General features: G+C 51.4%; 18 protein-coding genes and 2 tRNA genes. 6 read left to right on the plus strand and 14 right to left on the minus strand.

The genetic code is table 11. From position 1 onward, the window contains the following. The 5 genes from K2G41_RS08685 to K2G41_RS08705 all read right to left on the minus strand — a co-directional run bounded on the left by K2G41_RS08685 (position 1) and on the right by K2G41_RS08705 (position 4,805). A tRNA-Val gene (locus K2G41_RS08685) sits at positions 1-75 on the minus strand. Positions 76-156: 81 nt separating this feature from the next. Further along, positions 157-231: transfer RNA gene (locus K2G41_RS08690), tRNA-Val, on the minus strand. 167 nt (positions 232-398) lie between these two features. Continuing rightward, on the minus strand, positions 399-1,217 hold the full coding sequence (locus K2G41_RS08695; protein WP_300117364.1) for a M23 family metallopeptidase: 819 nt from the start codon (positions 1,215-1,217) through the stop codon (positions 399-401). A gap of 38 nt (positions 1,218-1,255) precedes the next feature. Further along, a complete protein-coding gene (locus K2G41_RS08700) occupies positions 1,256-2,377 on the minus strand; it encodes a Wzz/FepE/Etk N-terminal domain-containing protein (RefSeq protein WP_300117366.1) in 1,122 nt (373 codons plus the stop codon). Positions 2,378-2,402: 25 nt separating this feature from the next. Beyond that, a complete protein-coding gene (locus tag K2G41_RS08705; protein ID WP_300117368.1) occupies positions 2,403-4,805 on the minus strand; it encodes an SLBB domain-containing protein in 2,403 nt (800 codons plus the stop codon). Between the two features lie 349 nt (positions 4,806-5,154). Here K2G41_RS08705 and K2G41_RS08710 point away from each other — a divergent pair, with 349 nt between their 5' ends. The 6 genes from K2G41_RS08710 to K2G41_RS08735 all read left to right on the plus strand — a co-directional run bounded on the left by K2G41_RS08710 (position 5,155) and on the right by K2G41_RS08735 (position 9,953). Continuing rightward, entirely contained in the window at positions 5,155-5,397 is a 243-nt protein-coding gene (locus K2G41_RS08710; protein WP_300117370.1) for a hypothetical protein, read from the plus strand. Continuing rightward, positions 5,397-5,729, plus strand: coding sequence for a cell division protein ZapA (locus tag K2G41_RS08715; protein WP_300117372.1), 333 nt, complete (start codon positions 5,397-5,399; stop codon positions 5,727-5,729). The genes K2G41_RS08710 and K2G41_RS08715 overlap by 1 nt, the downstream gene beginning before the upstream one ends. A 239-nt stretch (positions 5,730-5,968) precedes the next feature. Next, on the plus strand, positions 5,969-7,510 hold the full coding sequence (gene rny / locus K2G41_RS08720) for a ribonuclease Y (protein ID WP_300117374.1): 1,542 nt from the start codon (positions 5,969-5,971) through the stop codon (positions 7,508-7,510). 15 nt (positions 7,511-7,525) lie between these two features. Next, the gene (ricT, locus tag K2G41_RS08725; protein ID WP_300117376.1) at positions 7,526-8,905 is read left to right on the plus strand and encodes a regulatory iron-sulfur-containing complex subunit RicT; all 1,380 of its coding nucleotides are present in this window, start codon (positions 7,526-7,528) and stop codon (positions 8,903-8,905) included. Beyond that, positions 8,905-9,378 (plus strand): gliding motility lipoprotein GldH, encoded by a 474-nt coding sequence (locus tag K2G41_RS08730; RefSeq protein ID WP_300117378.1) that lies wholly within the window; start codon positions 8,905-8,907, stop codon positions 9,376-9,378. The genes ricT and K2G41_RS08730 overlap by 1 nt, the downstream gene beginning before the upstream one ends. Before the next feature lie 164 nt (positions 9,379-9,542). Continuing rightward, entirely contained in the window at positions 9,543-9,953 is a 411-nt protein-coding gene (locus K2G41_RS08735) for an N-acetylmuramoyl-L-alanine amidase (RefSeq protein ID WP_300117380.1), read from the plus strand. A 189-nt stretch (positions 9,954-10,142) separates the two neighbouring features. Here K2G41_RS08735 and K2G41_RS08740 read toward each other — a convergent pair whose 3' ends face one another. From K2G41_RS08740 to K2G41_RS08780, 9 genes are all read right to left on the minus strand, one after another. Further along, positions 10,143-11,486 carry an inositol-3-phosphate synthase gene (locus K2G41_RS08740; protein ID WP_300117382.1) on the minus strand — a complete coding sequence of 448 codons (1,344 nt, stop codon included), beginning with the start codon at positions 11,484-11,486 and terminating at the stop codon, positions 10,143-10,145. A 454-nt stretch (positions 11,487-11,940) separates the two neighbouring features. Then, entirely contained in the window at positions 11,941-12,954 is a 1,014-nt protein-coding gene (locus K2G41_RS08745; RefSeq protein ID WP_300117384.1) for a 2-oxoacid:ferredoxin oxidoreductase subunit beta, read from the minus strand. Between the two features lie 2 nt (positions 12,955-12,956). Next, a complete protein-coding gene (locus K2G41_RS08750; RefSeq protein WP_300117386.1) occupies positions 12,957-14,807 on the minus strand; it encodes a 2-oxoacid:acceptor oxidoreductase subunit alpha in 1,851 nt (616 codons plus the stop codon). Between the two features lie 60 nt (positions 14,808-14,867). Beyond that, a complete protein-coding gene (locus K2G41_RS08755; protein ID WP_300117388.1) occupies positions 14,868-16,271 on the minus strand; it encodes an amidohydrolase family protein in 1,404 nt (467 codons plus the stop codon). 144 nt (positions 16,272-16,415) lie between these two features. After that, positions 16,416-17,162: a polyprenol monophosphomannose synthase gene (locus K2G41_RS08760; protein ID WP_300117390.1), complete on the minus strand. Its 747-nt coding sequence runs from the start codon at positions 17,160-17,162 to the stop codon at positions 16,416-16,418. Between the two features lie 148 nt (positions 17,163-17,310). After that, positions 17,311-17,562 (minus strand): Txe/YoeB family addiction module toxin, encoded by a 252-nt coding sequence (locus tag K2G41_RS08765; RefSeq protein ID WP_300117392.1) that lies wholly within the window; start codon positions 17,560-17,562, stop codon positions 17,311-17,313. A 17-nt stretch (positions 17,563-17,579) separates the two neighbouring features. Further along, positions 17,580-17,879, minus strand: coding sequence for a hypothetical protein (locus K2G41_RS08770; protein WP_300117394.1), 300 nt, complete (start codon positions 17,877-17,879; stop codon positions 17,580-17,582). Positions 17,880-18,210: 331 nt separating this feature from the next. Further along, positions 18,211-19,617 carry a hypothetical protein gene (locus tag K2G41_RS08775; RefSeq protein WP_300117396.1) on the minus strand — a complete coding sequence of 469 codons (1,407 nt, stop codon included), beginning with the start codon at positions 19,615-19,617 and terminating at the stop codon, positions 18,211-18,213. A gap of 91 nt (positions 19,618-19,708) precedes the next feature. After that, the gene (locus K2G41_RS08780) at positions 19,709-21,694 is read right to left on the minus strand and encodes a RagB/SusD family nutrient uptake outer membrane protein (RefSeq protein WP_300117397.1); all 1,986 of its coding nucleotides are present in this window, start codon (positions 21,692-21,694) and stop codon (positions 19,709-19,711) included.

Below are 21,694 nucleotides of genomic sequence, written 5' to 3' on the forward strand. Positions count from 1 at the left end.
TGGGCGCTGAGGGATTCGAACCCCCGACCCTCTGCTTGTAAGGCAGACGCTCTGAACCAGCTGAGCTAAGCGCCCTTGAAATGAACGGAGGAAAATGACTTCGTCAATTCTTCCAAGGATTGGGTTATTATCTAAAAGCGAGAGAAGTTATGGTTGTGGGCGCTGAGGGATTCGAACCCCCGACCCTCTGCTTGTAAGGCAGACGCTCTGAACCAGCTGAGCTAAGCGCCCTTTCTCGCTTTGAGCACTGCAAAGTTAGGCACGATTTTTGGACTGTGCAAATTTTTCGGCAACTTTTTTCAATAAATCTTGAATTTTTATGCAAAAAGTGTCTGAAGAGTAGAGTGAGCGCAGCAAATTAAGGAAATTTGCGGTAAAAGACGCTGTCGGGTTTCTGCCTATTTGCTTTTCGATTGTGCTGTTTGTATGGCTTCGACAGCATCGGCCTGCTTACGGAGGATCTCTTCTTTATTGAAAACGTATGTAGGGTTGTGAATTTTGCGTGCGCTAAAGTCGATTATGTCATTTGGGTTGATGGGTATTGCCCGGTAGCGTGTCTCGAAATGCAGGTGTGGGCCCGTTGAGTTACCGCTCATTCCTCCAATGGCTATCTGCTCGCCGGCTTCGACAGTCATTGTAGGTGTTACGATGATGGAGTCGAGGTGAGCATAGAGGGTTTGGAGGCCGTTGGGGTGGCTCATTATCATATAATGTCCGTAGCCGCGTTTGTCGTAGCCTGTTTTGGCCACTGTGCCGGGGAAGGCTGCGAGCACGGGAGCACCTTTACGGATTCCGATATCAACACCGCGATGCTCACGTATTCGTTTGCGTTTACGTCCGCGCTGGCGAGGTCCGAAATCGGAGGTGATCGGACCTTTTGCCGGCATTACAAATTCGCTTACATTGATGAATATATCCCCGTCGGGAACTTTTTCCTTGCTGAAAAGGCCGCCGGCTTTGTTTACGCCTATGAATCCGGAGTCGAAAAGACTACTCATGTAGTCGAGGGTCGTTGCAAGCACGTAGGGGGTTGTCTGATTGGCTGTCTCCGATGCCATTGATTCAAGAATCAGATCGAAAGCGGAGGCGGGGATGACAGATGTTGTGTCGGTGGCAGTGACGATGGTGTCGTTACCGAACACTACAATATCAGCGCTCGCAACCGGAGCGGCTGCGAGCGAGATAAAAAGTAGTGAAGCTTTAAGATTCACTTTCACGATAGTCTGTAAGGATTGGAGAGGAGATGAATGATCGATTATTTAGAGAAGGATTGCTTCAGCTCGGTGATCTTGTCAGCAAAGATTATCTTGGCTGATGCGATCACGCCACCGAGGAAAATGAAGCCGAAGAGAACCATCACCTTGGATGGTTTGGACGCTTTGATGGGGACAGTGGCAGGTTCAACAGTAGCATAAACCGGAGTCGTCTCCTGTACTTTCGCCTTGGCCATCTGGAGCTGTTGGGCTGTCTGGTTGAAGAGGCTGAATGCAAGATTAGATTCATTGGTCAGACGGTCGCGGGTCACCTGTGCAGAATAGTAGCTCAGGTTCTGGTTGCGGTCGAGATAATCAGCGAGACGCTGCTGGGCGTCATAATACTCCTTGCGTGCTTCTTCGTTGAGTTGCTCGGCATAAGCGAGATCCTGACGAGCCTTGGACGTACGGTATTCCGTAATGAATGCCTGAAGATGGGCCGCAACTGTATCGGCAACGAGTGCTGACACGAGAGGATTCTGCATGGTGACAGAAATCGTGTTCACACCTGTTTTCTGATCATAAGAGCAGACAATACGTTTTGCAAGAGCGTTCTTTATCTCTTCCTGATCTTTTGTAAGGCGGAAGGGGTTCAGCTCCCCGTCTCCAACACCTTCTTCATCATCATTTCCACGAATGAGCGACATCACTCCGCCAATAGCCTTGAACGGCAGACCGAACAGGTAGCCCCACCAAGTTCCGGAGGTATGATCCTCTATGTAGGTATAGAGGGGATAGGTAGCATCCGTCTTGCTTTCGGTGACCGGTACATCAAAGAGTCCTACAAGGAACGGAGTAGATGAAAGCACATCGGGATAGAGCTGCGGCATCACGGCGTCGCCACCAGCATTGGCTGAACCGAGATTTATACCGGCCATCGAGGCGAGTGAACCGAGCTTACTCGCCCCGCTGGATGAACCGTTGAGTTCCGGAGCGAGTTTGATGGTAGTGGTGTATTCTTTAGGAATGCTGAATGCAACAATCAGGCCTAAGATGGCACCAATGCCACAATATATAAATATGGTACGACGCGATTTCCACAGTTTTGACGCGATTTCGAGAAGATCGATTTCTTCCTCGTCATTATTATTGTTGCGGACGATTACGTCTTGTTCATTACTCATAGCTATGGGTATTGAAAGTGAAAGATTATTTTTTAAACATTGTAGCTACGGCTGCAGTCATCGTTCCTAATGAACCAAGGGTTGATGCAATAGTAAGAGCCTTTGTCCAGTCGAAGCCACCCTTGTCAGGTTTGGACGGAATGATTATCTGACAACCGGGTTCGACAGGTGTATTTTTCTTGGCTTTTGCGACCATACCATTCATATAGACGATAAATGCCTTGCCTTTATTAGCTCGGTCGCCGTAGCCACCTGCAAGCTCGATGTAATGTTTGACTTTCTTACCGGGAGTATAAGTGACTGTGTTCGGAACCATGACATCTCCGGAGATCTTTACGGTACTGATTTCTTCGGGGATAAAGATCTTGTCACCAGCCTTGATTACGATGTCTTCAGGGCCACCGGGATTGGCAAGAGCTTTTTCAAGATCGATACCGACAGAATAGAAGTCTGAAACCTCAAGCTTATTAGTAGAAATCGAGTCATCTTCTGCGGAGTTTCTGGCAAGTCTCAGGGCTTCATCTCGTGCCACCTTCTCGTCATCGGTCAATTCTCTCACAAGATTCGCACCACGTACGTATGCCTCAGGCGTAAGACCGCCGGCTCGTTTGATGATGCTGCTGATGCGTTCGTTACGCTGCTGTATGGCGTAGCCTCCGGTGAACGTCACCTGTCCGTCAATATTTACGAACTGCTGGGCGACGTAGTTCGGGCTATGACGAACTTCTACGATATCGTATGGCTGAAGGATAAAATCATTATCGTCAGAGATAAGCAGGCCATCTTTAAGGGAGAAGCTATAAATGCGTGCAATTTGATTCTCGGATTTAGTGGCCAATGGGTCAATGATACGGCGAGAGACATCGACTTTGGCGTAAGACGCGCCTTCAAGCAGACCCCCGGCAGTCAGGATAAGGTCCTCGATTGATGTATTCTCGGCATAAGGGTATTCGCCGGGTTTGGCTACACTACCACGGATGGTGAAATTGCCACGGTCGAAAATTTCACGTACGCTTGAGACGATGAGGACGTCATTGCGCTTCAGTGTGATGTCGGGAGCTGTTCCGTTGAGGATTGCGCCGAGATCGACGGCTTCTGTTACCAGCGTGAGGTCAGGAGCTTCGCGGAAGAGCATCGCACGTTGGGTGTATGCATCCTCTGAAAGACCGTCCGCACTCTTGATAAGGTCGCGGATTGTAGAGATACCGGAACCGAGTGAGAAGAGACCCGGACGCATAGCAGCACCGCGGAGCTCGACCTGATTGCTGTAGCGGTCAAGGATCGTTCCGACGGTAACGATGTCGCCGTCAGTGAGACGATAAGTATCAAGCTCCCCTTGAGCTACATTGTAGAGTTCTTTCTCACGTCCGGCTTGACGGGCTACGCGTACCATGTCAGTGTAGGCATCACCTGAGAAACCACCGGCAAATTCAATGGCTTTTGCAAGCGATTCGTTGGGTTTCATTTCATAGAACATAGGACGCTTGACGTTACCGGTCACGTTGACAAGCTGGGAATAAGCCGGTACCATGATGACATCGCCTTCCTGAAGACGGATGTTGCCTTTCTGATTGCCGTTGAAAAGGAAGTCATAGATATCGACGTCTGCTATCTTGCGGCCATTGCGGCGCACTTCTACATTACGGAGCGAACCGATTTCATTGATACCTCCTGCATTGTAGAGCGCATGGAATACTGTTGAGAACGGCGACAGACGATATGTACCGGGAGTGGAGACCTCACCCATCACGTTTACCTGAATGGTGCGCATCTGGCCGAGTGTCACGGCGATGTCGGTGGCTTCATTGTCAACACCGGAATATTTCGATGCGAATGCCGAACGGATATGATCGTTGGCTTGGCCGATTGTCATACCGTTAAGATAGATCGGGCCGAGCTGGGCAATCATGATACTTCCTTCAGGACTGATGGTGTTGCGGAGATGATCCTCGCTGACACCCCAGATATCGATAACAACCTCGTCGCCCGGACCAAGACGGTAGTCCTGCGGGGTGGCCACGTTCTCGTTCGGTTCAAATGTGAGGTTGCGGGAATTGAACACATTATGACCATAAATCTTAATGGCTTCATCGGGCGCGCTTGCGTTAGCCTCGGGATTCTGAATGACATCCTCGAAAACGACACTGGTCTCTCCTGTGGTTTTCCTCACGGTCGAACGGCCTTCGGTTGCCGTCACGGGTTGGTCGCCGGTGTCGAGTGTTCCTGCATCATACTGAGATTTCAGACGCTTAACCTGTTCAGGTGTCACGCCTTTGGCTACGAGCTCTCGTCCGATCTGCTGCTCAGTCTTACCAAGGGCCATCTGAGTCTTGACATACCGGATTACTTCATCGTCAGTCATTGCCGCCGATGCAGAAAGCGCGCCGGCAAACATAAGCAACGTAAATAGAAAAGGCTTGATTTTCATAAGGTTTCTTGTGATGTGAGTTACTCCCGCATAAGCTGCATTGTGCATCAGGGGACAAAAATCCCTGCAAAGATAGTAATTTCCAATATTTTATGCAAAATTTTGAAAGCTTAAAAGCCTTGCGGAAATTGGCATGTTTCCATCGTGGCTGTCGGCTCTGACCGGTTTGCGCATGATAAGTGTGAATCCATGTTTGCCAAAAAAGTGTTAAATATACTTTCGGCTGATTAAAATCCCTTGCGCCAATTGTCGGGATTCACGAATAAATTACTACTTTTGTCTGAAAATTTAGAGACGCATGGCTGCCAACCTTCAGGAACGAATCGAAAAAATTCAAGCCAAGGCCACGTTGATAGTCGAGCGTTATGAGCGTCTGCGGCAGATGTTGGCTGAAGCTAACGGCCGCATTGAAGAGCTGAACGCAACTGTCGAAAGCCAAAGGCGTGAGATCGCCGAACGTGACCGTCAGATCGAATACCTGAAAGTAGCCTCTGTGCTGACTCCCGATCACCGCAACGTGGAGGCCACACGCGCCTTGCTCTCTGAATTAGTGCGCGAAATAGACAAGTGCATCAACCAGTTAAGCCTTTGATGACTGAAAAGATTCTTAATATATCAATCCGTATCGCCGATCAGCCCCGTATGCCGCTCCGCATTCCTGCCGGTCAGGAGGAGATAGTCCGAAGGGCCGAAGCCAATATCAACGAACTGTGGCGCAAATGGTCGGCAATGGATGGCTTTAAAGACAAAACCTCGGCTGAAATACTCGCTATGGTAACCTTCAGGTTCGCTCAGCTTTATTTCACGGCGATGGAGACATCAATGAGGGTCGATAAGACTCTCGAAGGACTGGAGAAGAGCCTTGACAAGGTGCTCCTTGAATTCAATCCTGAAGGTGGCAACGTGGCGAGAGAGCCGCGGTGAGCCGTCTGTTCCAGATCTCCGGCTGTGTGATTCACTCAGCTGTCATGCCGATGCTTACCGGAATCTGGGTTTAAGGATACAATACATACTTATAACCGATAATTTCACGCACGCTCAGCATTCTTTGATGGGGCTGCTGTCTGGCTGACCACCGGAAAGGTGGATTGCCGGCGGTGGAACCGGAAGAATCCCGGTCGTGCTTTTTTATATACATTTTATCTAATTCCGTATTTCTTTTTATGGATATATTATTTTATGTTTGTGCTGCGCTCATAGGAGCGGCCATCGGAATAGCGATTCTGGTAGCCGTGCAGCGTGCCACGGCCCGTTCACGAGCCAAGACCATCATTGACGATGCCAACCGCGAGGCCGAAGTGATCATGAAAGACAAGCTGCTCGAAGCCCGCGAGCAAGAACTTAAAATCAAGACCGAAGCTGAAAAGCAGGCCAATCAGCGACTTTCGCGCATACAGAGCGAAGAGGCTAAGATCAAGCAGCGTCAGACTCAGCTCAATCAACAGCAGAGCGAGAATGCACGTGCCCGCAATGAGAATGATCAGGTGCGTCAGAATCTTGAAAATCAGATGGCCGTGGTAGAACAGCGCAAGGAGGAACTCGAACATCTCCGTCGCAACGCACAGGAGGCTCTCGAACATATCTCCGGCCTTTCGAGCGAAGAAGCAAAGGAGAAGCTTATCGAATCCCTCAAGGACGAGGCCAAGACAGCTGCAAGTGCGTATATCAACGACATAATGGACGAGGCTAAGATGACGGCCAACAAAGAGGCCAAGCGTATTGTGGTTCAGTCCATTCAGCGTCTGGCTACAGAAACGGCCATCGAAAATTCGGTAACGGTCTTCCATATCGACAGTGACGAGATCAAAGGTCGCATCATCGGTCGTGAGGGTCGTAACATCCGCGCTCTCGAAGCGGCCACAGGCATCGAGATCATTGTCGATGATACTCCTGAAGCCATCGTCCTTTCAGGTTTCGACCCTGTCCGTCGTGAGATCGCCCGCCTCGCGCTCCATCAACTCGTGGCCGACGGACGTATCCACCCCGCACGCATCGAGGAAGTGGTGGCCAAGGTCCGCAAGCAGATCGAGGAAGAGATTGTCGAGACCGGTAAACGTACGGCCATCGATCTCGGTATCCACGGTCTCCACCCCGATCTCATCCGTATGGTAGGTAAGATGAAGTATCGTTCAAGCTACGGTCAGAACCTTCTCCAGCACTCGCGTGAGACTGCCAATCTCTGTGCCATCATGGCGGCCGAACTTGGTCTCAATCCCAAAAAGGCTCGCCGTGCAGGCCTACTCCACGATATAGGCAAGGTGCCCGATGAGGAACCCGAACTTCCCCACGCACTTCTCGGCATGAAACTTGCCGAAAAATACAAGGAGAAGCCTGAGATCTGCAACGCAATCGGTGCTCACCATGACGAGATCGAGCAGACATCGCTCCTTGCTCCAATTGTTCAGGTGTGTGATGCCATTTCAGGTGCACGTCCCGGCGCACGCCGTGAGATTGTCGAGGCATATATCAAACGCCTCAACGATCTTGAACAGCTTGCCCTTTCATATCCCGGTGTGATCAAGACCTACGCCATTCAGGCAGGTCGTGAGCTCCGCGTCATTGTCGGTGCTGACAAGATCGACGATGTCGAGACCGAGAAGCTGTCAAGCGAGATCGCGCGCCGCATTCAGGACGAGATGACTTATCCCGGACAGGTCAAAATCACCGTTATCCGCGAGACCCGCTCCGTAAGCTTCGCCAAGTAAGAGGGAGGTTCGGAAATGGAAGATAAGGACCGTCGTTGTCCGCGCGGGAAGCTCCACTGTTACAACTGGCTGGAGGACATTCCCGGCGGCATGACTGACTTCGACATAGTCGAGGTCCAGTTCAAGAATACCCGTAAGGGTTTTTACCGTAACTCGATAAATCTTGATCTCGCTCCCGGCGATATGGTGGCTGTCGAGGCTTCTCCGGGTCATGATATCGGCACTGTGACGCTGACGGGTAAACTCGTTGCCCTGCAGATGCGTCGTGCCAATGTGCGTCCTGATGCCGAGATCCGCCGAGTGTTCCGCAAGGCCAAACCTGCTGATATTGATAAATATGAGGAGGCCAAGGCCCGTGAGAACGACACTATGATCCGTGCCCGCAAGATTGCCGAGTCGCTGCATCTCAACATGAAGATCGGCGACGTGGAGTATCAGGGCGATGGTAATAAGGCGATTTTCTATTATATAGCCGACGAGCGTGTGGATTTCCGTCAGCTCATCAAGGTGCTTGCCGACACATTCAAGGTGCGCATAGAGATGAAGCAGATCGGTGCGCGTCAGGAGGCAGGGCGCATCGGTGGCATCGGTTCGTGTGGCCGTCCTCTGTGCTGTGCGAGCTGGATGACCAATTTCGTATCGGTCGGCACGAGTGCTGCCCGATATCAGGACATATCGCTCAATCCTCAGAAGCTTGCCGGGCAGTGTGCCAAGCTGAAATGCTGTCTGAATTTCGAGGTGGATACATACGTTGAGAGTTCGCGTCAGATGCCCGGTCGTGATATCCGTCTTGAGACGCTCGACAATACATATTACCACTTCAAGACCGATATTTTCAAGAAGCTCATAACATATTCGACCGACAAGCAGATTCCTGCCAACCTCGTCACGATTGATGCCGAGAGGGCTTTCGAGATTATCGAGATGAATCGCCGTGGTGAGAAACCGGAGGAGCTGATGCGTGAAGGTGACCACAAGCCCGGTGCTAAGGCTAAGCCTATTGACCTCGCTTCGCAGGATGATCTCACTCGTTTCGATAAGGCTAAAAAGAAGAAGCGGAAAAAGAAGAGCGGTTCTGCAACGGCTACGCAGGAGGGTGGAAATCCCGCCGCTGAGCAGCCACGGCAGAAAGGCGACGGGTCTTCTAAAAACGAACAGCCTAAGCCTTCACAACCTCAGGAGCAGGGTGACCGCAAGCCGCGTCCCAAGAAGCAGCGCAAGCCTCAGGATGGCGGTGCGCAGAAGCGTGAGCAGGGTGGAGGTCCTTCTTCTGACGGACAGACCCGTCAGCAGCCCAAGCAGTCCAATGGCGGCGAACAGCAGCAATCCCAGCCACGTCCCAACCGTATTCCGAAAGCTTTCCGTAACAACGGTGAAAACAATGCTAAGAATTGATGCGATCGCTCATATATAATATATGTATCGTCGTCCTTGTGGCTCTTTCGTTCGGCTCATGTGGCGAGCGTAGTTACAGCCGTTGGGCTAATCTGCCGACGGAAGGATGGGTATATGCCGATACGGTGTTCCTCTTGCCGGTCGATACGTCTCTCTACGACAATGACTCGCTCGTGAACGGTGCTATCAGGATTGCCGTGCGTCATGGCAATTCTTACCGTTATTCCAACCTTTGGCTTGAAATGACCTATCACACCGATGGACGCCGGCTTATGCGCGATACTATAAATCTTCGTCTGGCCGATGTCTATGGTCGTTGGCTCGGAAGCGGCTTCGGGGCCTCGTATCAGCAGGAAGCCACGGTCAGTCCGTCATCCATGATCGATGTCACGCAGCCTGTGAGCCTCCGTCATATCATGCGCGTCGATACCCTCCGCGGCATAGAGCAGGTCGGGATCGAGGTTGTGAGATAGGCTGTACGGCTATAGATTTCACAAGAAAAATATACTCTCGTTTTCATTATCGCACCTTTTCGGGTAGAAAAGGTGCGTATTTTTGTATCGTTTTTTAGATCTTTTTTTGCCGTTCTTTGAATGTTTTTTACGGCGTTAAATTTTTATCATTAAATCTTTATCAAATGAGGATAATCACTGAAATCATTGTTCACTGCACGGCTACCAAGGCCGGACGTAATGTCACCGTATCTGAAATTGATGCATGGCACAAGGCGCGAGGTTTCCGTTGCATAGGTTATCACTATGTGGTCGGCCTCGACGGCAGTGTGTCCGAGAGCCGTCCTGTTTCCGAGATCGGTGCCCACTGTCTCGGCCACAATGCCGGAAGTATCGGTGTTGTGTATGTAGGAGGTCTCTCGGCTGTCGATGGCTCTCCGGCTGATACACGCACGCCGGCTCAGAAAAAAGCCTTGCAGAGCCTCGTTTCCGGCCTCCGTAAGCGTTTTCCCGGTGCTACCGTCCATTCCCATTATGAATTTGCAGCCAAAGCATGTCCGTGCTTTGATGCGGCCTCGGAATACGGTGGGGATTGAATACGAATAGGACGATGCGTAAGATGTGATTGAGTCGGATGCCGGAGACCGTATGTGTAAATAAACGAAAAGTGCGGTCTGTCATCTCGACAGACCGCACTGTTTTCATTTCATTTTTTTTCTTTCCTTACGGTTTAGGCTATATGATTGCCAATGTGATGAATGTTATTTTCTTCACTTATATGTGATTTAGTCGATTTCTTCGTCAGCTTCGTAACCGCCCATCTCGCGGATAGCGTTCTTGAGCATGGTGTACTGCTGGAAGAGGTGGTTGACGGGCACCTCGTTCTTGGTGTAGTCATGCATCGGGCTCTTGAGGAAGAAGCTGAGGAAACGCTGGATTCCGTGACGGCCGGCGCGGGCAGCGAGGTCGCTCAGGAGCACGAGGTCGAGACAGAGGGGAGCAGCGAGGATAGAGTCGCGGCAGAGGAAGTTGATCTTGATCTGCATGGGATAGCCCATCCAGCCGAAGATGTCGATGTTGTCCCAGCCTTCCTTGCTGTCATTGCGCGGGGGGTAGTAGTTGATGCGTACCTTGTGGTAGTAACCCTGATGGCCACCTTCCTCTGCACCGCCGCAGTTGGCGTTGTAGAGATCGGGCTGATCCTCAGGTACGAGGATTGATTCGAGGGTAGAAAGCTTTGAAACCTCCTTGGTGCGGAAGTTGGCGGGTTCGTCGAGCACGAGACCGTCGCGGTTACCGAGGATGTTGGTTGAGAACCATCCGTTGAGACCGAGGCAACGAGTGCCGATAATGGGGGCGAAGCCTGACTTCACGAGGGTCTGACCGGTCTTGAAGTCCTTACCGGCGATAGGCATACCGGTCTGCTCGCTGAGTTCCCACATTGCGGGGATATCGACAGTGGTATTGGGAGCACCCATGATGAAGGGAGCACCTTCCTTGAGGGCAGCGTAAGCGTAGCACATAGAGGGTGCGATGTGCTCCTTGTCGTCAGCCTTCATTGCAGCTTCGAGAGCTTCGAGTGAGCCGTGTACCTTTTCGTCAACGGGAACATATACTTCGGTTGAAGCAGCCCAGAGGACAACTACGCGGTCAACACCGGTTTCTTTCTTGAAGTTACGGATGTCTTCGCGGAGCTGCTCGGCCATTTCCCAACGGGTCTTGTCGGTCATTACGTTGTCGCCGTCGAGACGCTTGGCATAGTTCTTGTCGAAAGCAGCCTTCATGGGAACGATCTTCTCAAGTTCGTCCTTTACAGGCTCGATGTCCTTCTCCTGAAGAACGTCGGCATACATTGCACTCTGATATGCGTTTGCGGGATAAACGTCCCATGCGCCGAACACGATATCGTTCAGGTCGGCCATAGGCACGATGTCCTTATAGTGGAGGTATTTTTTGTCTGCGCCTTTGCCTACGCGGATTTTGTCATATTGAGTCATCGAGCCTACAGGCTTTGCGAGACCTTTACGGGCCATGAGGACACCGGTCATGAAGGTGGAGGTTACTGCTCCAAGTCCTACTACGAGTACGCCAAGCTTACCGTTGGCGGGTTTTACGGTAGATGTTGCCATGATGGTTGCTTACTAATTGATAGTAAATTATTAAGGTTTTATTTTTTTGATTGTTTTTTCTGAATTGATATTCTTTATCTGAAACGCGATAGTGTTGGTTCATTGGCGACGAATCCGTGTTGGTTAATTGGAGGGATGTCCAAGATTGTCAGCCGGAGCATCTATGCTTCCCAAAGCCCTCGGACGTAAACCGATAGACACTCTAAAAAGCTTGCACTGTGAGCAATGAATCCCCGCATTGCATTTCAGCCCTCAAAAGTACTGCTAATTTTTATAATGTGAAATAATTTTTATTTAAAAAATCCCTTAGCTGTGCTAAAATAAGTAAATAATACACCGCTATGACTAAATATAGTGAAATTACGACCAATAGGTCGTGCATAATATTAAAATATGTAAAAGTGGCCTGATCATTACGCTCAGGCCACTTTATTAGTTTTATTATCGGGAATATTTACTCCACTGTCCAAGTTTCGCCGGCGAGGACCATGTCGCGGAGGGAGCTGAAGTTCTTGCGGGCGCGTACTTCGGCCACCTGCTGCTCTACAGCCTGATCGTAGGCGGGCGATTCGACGTCGCGGATCACTCCGATTGCGAGCGGGAGGTCATGGCCGTCCATCATGGCGAGCTGCTGGTGGAGGAAGTTTGACGGTGTGTGTGAGTCATGCACGAGCACATCATCCATCGTGTAGCCGTCCTCACCGACCTTTACAGCCTTCAGGAGGAAGCCGTCCTGAACGAGACCCATTTCCTTGTCCTTACCGAAGAGCATCTTCTCGCCATCGACGAGGTGGATTGTGCGCTCTGCGCGGTGCTCCTTGTCGGTAATGAAGTTATGGATACCGTGGTTGAAGATCACACAGTTCTGGAGTATCTCGACGACAGATGCACCCTTGTGGCGTGCGGCGGCAACGAGAACTTCCTGCGAGATCTGGAGCTCTACGTCGATGCTGCGTGCGAAGAAGTTGCCGCGCGCACCGAATACGAGTTCTGCTGGAATGAAGGGATCTTCTGTTGTTCCGTAAGGTGATGACTTTGAAACGAAACCACGGTCACTTGTCGGTGAATACTGACCCTTGGTCAGACCGTAGATCTTGTTGTTGAAGAGCAGGATGTTGATATCGACATTGCGGCGCACTGCATGGATGAAATGATTACCACCGATCGCGAGGCCGTCACCGTCGCCTGAGATCTGCCATACGGTCATATCGGGACGTGCTACCTTGAAACCTGTCGCTATGGCTGCCGCACGTCCGTGGATGGTGTGGAAGCCGTAGGTGTTCATGTAGTAGGGGAGACGTGAGCTACAGCCGATACCCGAAATCACTGCAGTCTTGTGGGGAGGCACGCCGATGATCGACATCGCCTTGTGGAGAGTGTTGAGGATTGCGTGGTCGCCGCAGCCGGGACACCAGCGGACGGGTTGGTTGCTCTTATAGTTGGCGGGGGTATATTGAGTCTGTTCCATGATTATTTTTCCTCCATGATTTTGGTTACACCTTTCACTACTTCGCTCACAAGGAAGGGCTGACCCTGAATCTTGTTGATGCGCTTGATGTTGAGCGCGGGGAATTTGGCCTGAAGATAGTCGGCGAACATGCCTGTGTTAAGTTCGGCCACGATCACCGTCTTATAACCGCTGAGCACTTCTTCGGTATTGGCGGGAAGCGGGTTTATGTAGTTGAAGTGGGCGAATGCCACCGGCTTGCCATCGGCACAGAGTTCGCCGGCGGCTGTGCGGAGGTGTCCGTAAGTACCGCCCCAGCCTACGAGGATGGTGTCGGCATCCTTCGGATCGAGCACTTCGAGCGCAGGGATGTCGTTGGCGATACGGGCGATTTTCTCGCGGCGTGCCATCACCATCTTCTCATGGTTGATGGGATCGGTGGAGATTGCACCGGTATTGAAGTCCTTTTCGAGACCACCTACGCGGTGCATCGCGCCTTCAGTGCCGGGGATGGCCCAGTAGCGCACATTGTTCTCGTCCTTACGGGTGTAAGGCTGCCAAGCCTCGTCGAGTTTGTCGGGGGTGAGCAGCGGAGGATGTATTTCGGGAAGTTCCGAGGCTTCGGGTATGCGCCATGCGCTCGAACCGTTACCGATGAAGGCGTCGGTGAGGAGGATGACGGGAGTCATGTGCTCGACGGCGATACGTGCGGCCTCGAATGCCATTGTGAAACAGTCGGTGGGAGTCGAAGCAGCTACGACAGCGAGGGGCGACTCGCCGTTGCGGCCATAGAGAGCCTGCATGAGGTCAGTCTGCTCGGTCTTGGTGGGGAGACCGGTAGAGGGACCGCCGCGCTGCACATCGACCACGACGAGGGGAAGCTCGGCGATGACGGCCAGACCGATGCCCTCGCTCTTGAGTGCGAGACCGGGTCCTGAAGTGGAGGTGACGGCGAGATGACCGGCGAACGACGCGCCGATTGCTGAGCATACGCCTGCGATCTCATCCTCCATCTGCACGGCTTTCACGCCGAGATCCTTGCGCTTGGCAAGTTCGTGGAGGATATCGGTTGCGGGAGTGATGGGGTAGCTTCCGAGGAAGAGGGGACGGCCGGATTTCTCCGATGCGGCGATGAGACCCCAAGCGGTAGCGGTGTTGCCGTTGATGTCGGTATAGACACCGGGAACGGCTTCCTCCGTCTCGATGCGGTAGGTCGAGACGCTGGCGTGTATGTTGTGGCCATAATTGTAGCCGGCCTCGATAACTTTGGCGTTGGCTTCATAGATGGCGGGTTTCTTGGCGAATTTGCCTTTAAGCATTCGGAGCGCGCCTTCGAGGGGACGGTCGAAGAGCCAGCAGACGAGGCCGAGGGCGAAGATGTTGCGGCATTTGAGCACGCTCTTGTTGTCAAGGCCGGAGTCAGCGAGTGCATCCTTGGTCATCGAGGTAACGGGTACTTCAACAACCTGAGCCTTGATGTCGAGTTCCTTGAAGGGATCGAGGGTCTCGAAGAGGGCCTTTTTGAGATCGGCTTCTTTGAAAGAGTCGATATCGACGATCACTACGCCGCCGGGCTTGAGGAACTTGATGTTCTGCTTGAGTGCGGCGGGATTCATGGCGATGAGCACGTCGCAGAGGTCACCGGGAGTGTGGACATCTACGCCGACGCTTACTTGGAAACCTGACACGCCGCTGAGCGAGCCCTGCGGGGCACGGACTTCGGCCGGATAGTCAGGGAAAGTTGACACTTTGTTTCCTAACCCTGCTGAGACATTAGTGAAGATGTTGCCTGCAAGCTGCATACCGTCGCCGGAGTCGCCGGAGAAGCGGACCACAACTTTGTCGAGGGTCTTGACATTGGTCTTGTCTAACATAATGTGTAAAGGTTAATGTTTTGTATTAATGTTGTTCATGGTGAAAATCACTTCATGCAGTCATTTCTGTATATCGGGAGAGCCGAAGCGCAGCGGAGAGCCGTGAGGCTGTGCGAATGTGCCGCGCTCATAGGCGGGAGATCCGTTGACGATGGTCATCCTGACGCGCGGACCGAGGGTCATGCCGTCGAGAGGAGTCCATCCGCAGCGGCCGGCCACTTCTGCGTCCGTGACCTTTGCGCCGGGTGTGGTATCCGGTTCGAGAAGGACGAGGTCGGCATAGTAACCCTCGCGGATGAAACCTCGGCGGTCGAGGCCGAGCAGGCGTGCCGGATTGTGGGCCATGAGTTCGGCTATGCGTTCAGGGCCGATGGCGGAGAGTTCGGTTTCGGTGTCGGCCAGTTCGAGCATGGCCCGTAGCGAGAACTGCACCATCGGCATTCCGGATGCGGCTGTCAGCGCGTCGCCCTCTTTCTGCGAGAGCAGGTGTGGAGCATGGTCGGTGGCTATGGTGTCGATACACCCTCCGGGGAGCAGTTCGCGCAGGAGTGCTATGCGGTCCGACGCTTCCTTGATGGCGGGATTGCACTTGATGCGCGCTCCGAGACGCAGGAAGTCGTTGCGGTCAAAGAGGAGATACTGCGGACATGTCTCGGCCGTCACTTTCACGCCTTCTGCCTTGGCTTCGCGGATGAGTTGAAGCTCGTCGGCGGTCGAGATGTGGCAGATGTGGAGGCTTGCGCCGCTCTTGCGTGCGAGGTCTATGGCGCGTCGGGTGGCCTCGACACATGCTTCGCGGGGACGGACGTCAGGGTGACGCTCCACCGGGATGGTGCCGCCGCATTCGTCGAGGAGGCGTTCGCGCGAGGCGCGGATGATGGCCTCGTCCTCGGCGTGGACCGCAATGACGGCGGGACTCTCGCGGAAGATGAGGCGGAGTGTCTCAGGATCATCGACGAGCATGTTGCCGGTGGATGATCCGAGGAAAAGTTTTATGCCTGCCACGCGTGTGTAGTCCGTGGCGAGGAGTTCGGGGAGATTATCGTTGGTCGCGCCGATGAAGAAGCCGAAGTTCGCGGCCGAGACTTCCGACGCGCGTTTGATCTTGTCGGTCACGGCTTCGCGGGTGATTGTCGCGGGGCGGGTGTTGGGCATGTCGATATACGACGTGACTCCGCCGGTTACAGCTGCACGGCTTTCAGTCTCCATGTCGCCTTTCTCCGTCAGTCCGGGATCGCGGAAGTGGACATGAGTGTCGATTACTCCGGGCATCAGCAGCGCGCCCTCGCAGTCGATCACCCTGTCTGCACCTGATTTGAGCGAGTCGATCAGACGGGTGGTCTCGTCGGCCGGCAAGTCCGAGTGGTCAACGATACGGCTGATCATTTCACCGTCGATGACAAGGCTGCCGGTAAATATCCGGCCTTCATTGACGATGCGGGCGTTATGGAGCAGAGTGTTCATTTGGTTAACTGTGGGTGACGCATTGAAATGCGTCCGGTTTTTTAGGATTGGTTATTGTTTGCTCGCGTTTTAATGCGTCCGGCTCGCGGTTTTCATCCGTCTTTTCAATACCGACGGCTGATGCGGACTCATTGAAATGCGTCCCTACCGGTATTTGTGGAAAAGGCTTGACCATTTGAGGCGGAGCACTCCGAAGAAGCCTTCGCTGAAGATTCCGGAGCTCATTTTGGATGTGCCGAGCACACGGTTGACAAAGATGATCGGGACTTCGACGATCTTGAATCCGTATTTGTAGGCAAGGAATTTCATCTCGATCTGGAAGGCATAGCCCTTGAACCGTATGGAGTCAAGCGGGAGCTTGCGCAGCACTTCGCTACGGTAGCACACGAATCCGGCTGTCGAGTCGTTGATGGGCATTCCCGTGACGATGCGGACGTAGCGCGACGCGTAAAACGACATGAGCACACGTCCCATCGGCCAGTTGACCACGTTGACTCCCGTCACGTAGCGAGAGCCGATGGCCACGTCCGCGCCTTGGTTGGCGCAGGCGTCGTAGAGTTTCAGGAGGTCGTTGGGATTGTGGGAGAAATCGGCGTCCATCTCACACACGTAGCTGTAGCCGTGTTCGAGAGCCCATTTGAAACCGGCTATGTAGGCAGTTCCGAGGCCGAGTTTCCCGGCGCGTTGCAGCAGGTGGAGATGTCCGGGGTGATCTTTCTGTAAATCCTTGACTATATCGGCTGTGCCGTCAGGCGAATTGTCATCGATTATCAGTACGTCAAATTTTCGGGGCAGCGCAAAGACTGCCTCGATGATTGCGGCGACATTTTCCTTCTCATTATAGGTAGGAATAATGACCACGCTGTCAACGGTTGTGGTAACGGACTGCATTTGTCAGGCCAGTTTGGTTTTATTACCTGTTAGAATGATTATCGTGCAAAATTAATCAATAAACTTTGTCCGTGACAAATTATTGGATAAAAATCTGTAATCCCATCACAAACTTCTCTATTGCTTTCATGAATCCACGCCGGAAGTGCTATGTGTAGTGACCTTTGAGCGCGACGACTGTGACGATTACCTTGTCATCCTCGATCGCGTAAATCATCCGGTCGCCTTTGTTTATTTCCCTACTCCACAACCCGGATAGGTTGCCTTTGAGTTGTTCAACGTGTCCCGTTCCAGTAGTGGGATGCTGTCGCAGTTCCTCGAATAAATCGGCAATCTTTTTCAGCGTTTTCTTTTGCCCGGACTTGTGCCACTCTTTTAAGTGCTTTTCGGCTTCGGGCATTAGAATTAATTCGTAAATCATACGCCTAAAAGTTCCCTTATTTCATCCATTGTGTAGGCTCTACCTTTTCCGGCTTTCATTTCGGCGACTCCTCGTTGCACCGATGCCATGTTTTCGGGGTCGTTAAACCAAGGATCGCCGGAGGGAGAGGGGTTTTCATCTACTGCCACCGCTACCGAATTGGCTTTTGTGATGAGGATTGTTTCAATGAAATTCTTTAAGCTCTTACCCTGTGCCACTGCCATGATTGAGAGCTTTTGCAATGTATCGACAGGTAGGTCGATGTTTTTGCGCTTGATGTTCAATGCTGTTGCCATAATTTTAAGTTTTACGATACAAAGATATATAATATATATAATATATACAATATATAGGTGGTTCGGGTTTAAAGTTTAGATAATAGATTTGGTGGATGCGATGGTTGTAGGGGGAGGTGGATGGTTTGTGGGGACGCATTTCAATGCGCCCGCGTTATGTGTGGCAAACGGCGGGGGATAAAAAAAATCATGGGCCACTGCTCACGCAGGGACCCATGATGGTCATTATTACGTCATGTAAATATTAGGGTGCGATTTTAATATTTGAGGTCAAATATCAGAGTGCAACTCAATATTTGCAAAAGATATAATGAGCGATGTTTAGATGTTGTTAACGCTGGATATATTTCTTGCCGTTCTTGATGACGATACCCTTGTAGCTTTCGTCAACTTTCTGACCAAGAACGTTGTAGATGACATTAGAGTTAGACTGCTGATCAACGATGATGTCAGTGATTGCGCTTGAATCGCCACCTTCCTCACCGGTGTAGCCGTAGTTGGGTGAAGTGTAACTGTTGAAGCCCATACCATACATGAGAGTATTAGAGCCAGTTCCATCAACGAAGATCCAGTATTTGTGCTCTGCGGTAAGACCTACGACAGCTTTGCTTACAAGATCAGCGACACCGGTCTGAACAGTGCTTGCGAGAACGTATGCGCCGACGCCGTCACCAATGGTCGTATCCCATACGTACAGGGTAGCTTTGTTCTTACCACGGTTGAAGTACATAGTCAGTTCGCCACCAACCTTTGCATCAACAGTGAAGATAGCGTAGGGCTGCTTGATACCGTTGGAAAGAGCCTGAAGTGAATATACACTTTCGAAATAGCCTGATGAAGCAGCAGAACCCATATAGAAGCCACTGTTAAAAGCAGTGGTGTTGAGGCTTGAAAGGGCAACGTTAGCACCGGGTTTGTCAGTGCTGCCATTGTCAACGACTACTTTGATCTCATCGTTGTCAACCAATGCGGTTTCATTAGGAATTACATAGCCGTACTGATAGTCACCCCAAAGAGCTTCATAGCCTTTCTCCTTAGCTTCGTCAACAGTGGGAGGAAGGACTGAGGTCGAGAATTTAGAAGTATCGAATCCCTTAGCAGAGTAGCTTTCAGATGTGTAAGGTGTGTAAACCATCTCATACATGAGAGTGTTAGAGCCTGTTCCATCAACGAAGATCCAATAGTTGTGCTCTGCAGTAAGACCTACGGTGGCTTCGCTTACGAGATCGGCAACGCCGGTCTGAACAGTGCTTGCGAGAACGTATGTACCGACGCCGTCACCAACGGTAATATCCCATACATACATTGTGGCTTTGTTCTTACCACGGTTGAAGTACATGGTCAGTTCGCCACCAACCTTTGCATTAACATTAAAGATGGCGTAGGGCTGCTTGATACCGTTGGAAAGAGCCTGAAGTGAATATACGCTTTCGAAATAGCCTGCCGATGCAGCAGAACCCATATAGAAACCACTTCCAAAGAGTGTGGTATTGAGGCTTGAAAGGGCAACGTTAGCACCGGGTTTGTCAGTGCTGCCATTGTCAACTACAACTTTGATGTTGTCATCGTCAACCAAAGTAGTTCCGTTGGGCATCACATAGCCGTACTGGTAGTCACCCCAAAGACCTTCATAGCCTGCTGCCTTAGCTGCATCCACAGTGGGAGGAGCGATAACTGTCTGGGCGGATGCAGCCATGACCATAGCAGAAGCAGCCGCGAGGAGTAAAACTTTCTTCATCGAATTTTTGTTTGAGAGATTGATAAATTATTGAATATAAGCTCCCGGCCTTGCGGCCGGGGGCTTTTTAGATTTTGCGGTTTGCTTACGGTTAGAAACCCTTGCCGGGTGTGGTACCGTAGCCATTGTCTCCGTACTGGTTCTTGTTGTCGATCTGGTTGAGGAAGTCAGCCGAAATCGGGCGGACATAATGCTTGTCGGGGTTAAAGAAAGCTGCAGCTCGCTTGTTGTACAGTTTGAGACGGGTCTCAAATGCGTGGTGACGCTTGAGTAGTGCCCAGCGGTTGAGCTCACCTGCCATTTCACGAGCGTATTCATCAAGGATGACATCTTCGGTTACAGTGCCAAGAGAGGGAACGTTTACACCGGGACGTGCAGCACGTGAGCGGAGGGGTTCAAGATACTTAGCTGCTGAAGCCGCATCGCCAAGTTGCTGACAAGCCTCGGCTGCGATCAGGTAAATCTCAGCTGTACGCATGATCATGACTTCGCCGTTCTTTGTGTTGAGCGCGCTACCCCATGAGCCATTATAGCACCAGTTGAACTTTATCAGCGAGGGATAGAGCTGGTAAGAGTTAGTGCCGTCAAACTCTTCGGTCTTATACTCGGTTGAGTACTCGCTGCTACCGAATAGATCGTCGATATTGATGGTGAAATAGGGGCTTTCGGCTTTCTGTTCGGCTGTGCGCGGTTCTTTGGACATAACGATTGCAAAACGACTATCGTCAAGATCCACAGGATAATCAATCACATAGACGTTCTTGACCTGCATGAGCTTAGTAGCGTCACCAGAAGTCTCGCCTTTGGGCCATACACCTGTCGGAACGTACTGATTCCATGCTCCACCCTCGATTACTGTCATATCTACATAGGGATAGATCTTCTTACCTGTAAACTTCGTATCGAGGCCATATTTCTTGATCAGCGGAGGAGTGAGGGTTACACATGTGTTGCTGCCGCTGTACGGGCCAATCCAGTTGGGTTCAAGCATTGAGAACATACCGAAAGCAGTCATGAAAGTGTTCTCCCAACGGCGGTCCCATGAAGGATCGAATACGTTGATAGAGTACTGTGAAGGAGCGAAAGTAGCGTTATTAGTACGACCAAGATAGTAGTTTGTCTTGTCGCTCCTTGTGTAGAGGTCAGTGAGTTTGTTGGGGTTACAAACGGTATATGTGAAGAGGTTGTTCTTCGTATAGTTTCCATTTGCAAAGTCGGAGATTGTGGTGTTTGCACCTGATGCAATAAAGAGAGCTTCCTTATTGTTGCGGTTGTTCTCCTGAGCCCAAAGGTCATCAATATTGTCGTAGAGATACATGTTGTAGGCTGAGGAGTTAGTGATCATGTCCTCTGCTACCTCACGTGCACGTTGCCAGTATGATTTACCATCCTCTGTAAGACCTTCGCCTGCGCCCTGAGCGTAGGCACGAGCCAGAATACCGAGAGCTGTTTTCTTGGTCACGCGGGCATAGTTGCCATCTACAGGTGTGTTGTCAAGGGCAGCGGCTGCTTCCTTGAGGTCCGTTACAATGGCTGTGTAGAATTCTTCGATGGTGTTACGAGTAGGAGCAGTGTTGATATTACCCACTTCCTCGGTTGTCAGGGTTACAGGTCCGTAATATGTGACGAGCAGCAGGTTATAGAATGCACGGAGAGTCTTGGCCTCTGCGACGATTTTTGACTTTTCTTCTTCTGTGCCACCCTGCACATTATCAGCGTGGGATACAACAGAATTGCAGGATGCTATTGCTGAGTATGCCTGTTTGAAGAGCTTGTTGGAGGCATTGGTGTTAGTAGTAAGTCCGTCGTAATAGATCAATTGTTTTGCGTAGTCGCGCTGGCCAGAAGGACATAGCCACATATCAGTACCTCCTTCTGCCACACTCAGGAAGTCATAGACACTATAGAGCTGGGTTGCGAGCGGGGAGTAGCAGTAAGTGGTCAGGCCTTTCCATGTGTCGAATGAAGTGATAACCTGATTACCGGCCGACGGGTTATACTCGTCAAGATCACATGAGGTCAATCCGAGGGAAGAGCCCACAAGTGCAGCCAATGTATATTTAAGAAAGTTTTTCAT

Source organism: Duncaniella sp. (genome assembly GCF_029056165.1).
Taxonomy (GTDB): domain Bacteria; phylum Bacteroidota; class Bacteroidia; order Bacteroidales; family Muribaculaceae; genus Duncaniella.

Coding starts and splice junctions, on each gene's coding strand:
- K2G41_RS08700 (WP_300117366.1), bottom strand. CDS start 2,377: ATGAGTAATGAACAAGACGTAATCGTCCGCAACAATAATAATGACGAG.
- K2G41_RS08705 (WP_300117368.1), bottom strand. CDS start 4,805: ATGAAAATCAAGCCTTTTCTATTTACGTTGCTTATGTTTGCCGGCGCG.
- K2G41_RS08715 (WP_300117372.1), top strand. CDS start 5,397: ATGACTGAAAAGATTCTTAATATATCAATCCGTATCGCCGATCAGCCC.
- rny (WP_300117374.1), top strand. CDS start 5,969: ATGGATATATTATTTTATGTTTGTGCTGCGCTCATAGGAGCGGCCATC.
- ricT (WP_300117376.1), top strand. CDS start 7,526: ATGGAAGATAAGGACCGTCGTTGTCCGCGCGGGAAGCTCCACTGTTAC.
- K2G41_RS08730 (WP_300117378.1), top strand. CDS start 8,905: ATGCGATCGCTCATATATAATATATGTATCGTCGTCCTTGTGGCTCTT.
- K2G41_RS08735 (WP_300117380.1), top strand. CDS start 9,543: ATGAGGATAATCACTGAAATCATTGTTCACTGCACGGCTACCAAGGCC.
- K2G41_RS08740 (WP_300117382.1), bottom strand. CDS start 11,486: ATGGCAACATCTACCGTAAAACCCGCCAACGGTAAGCTTGGCGTACTC.
- K2G41_RS08745 (WP_300117384.1), bottom strand. CDS start 12,954: ATGGAACAGACTCAATATACCCCCGCCAACTATAAGAGCAACCAACCC.
- K2G41_RS08750 (WP_300117386.1), bottom strand. CDS start 14,807: ATGTTAGACAAGACCAATGTCAAGACCCTCGACAAAGTTGTGGTCCGC.
- K2G41_RS08755 (WP_300117388.1), bottom strand. CDS start 16,271: ATGAACACTCTGCTCCATAACGCCCGCATCGTCAATGAAGGCCGGATA.
- K2G41_RS08760 (WP_300117390.1), bottom strand. CDS start 17,162: ATGCAGTCCGTTACCACAACCGTTGACAGCGTGGTCATTATTCCTACC.
- K2G41_RS08765 (WP_300117392.1), bottom strand. CDS start 17,562: ATGCCCGAAGCCGAAAAGCACTTAAAAGAGTGGCACAAGTCCGGGCAA.
- K2G41_RS08770 (WP_300117394.1), bottom strand. CDS start 17,879: ATGGCAACAGCATTGAACATCAAGCGCAAAAACATCGACCTACCTGTC.
- K2G41_RS08775 (WP_300117396.1), bottom strand. CDS start 19,617: ATGAAGAAAGTTTTACTCCTCGCGGCTGCTTCTGCTATGGTCATGGCT.
- K2G41_RS08780 (WP_300117397.1), bottom strand. CDS start 21,694: ATGAAAAACTTTCTTAAATATACATTGGCTGCACTTGTGGGCTCTTCC.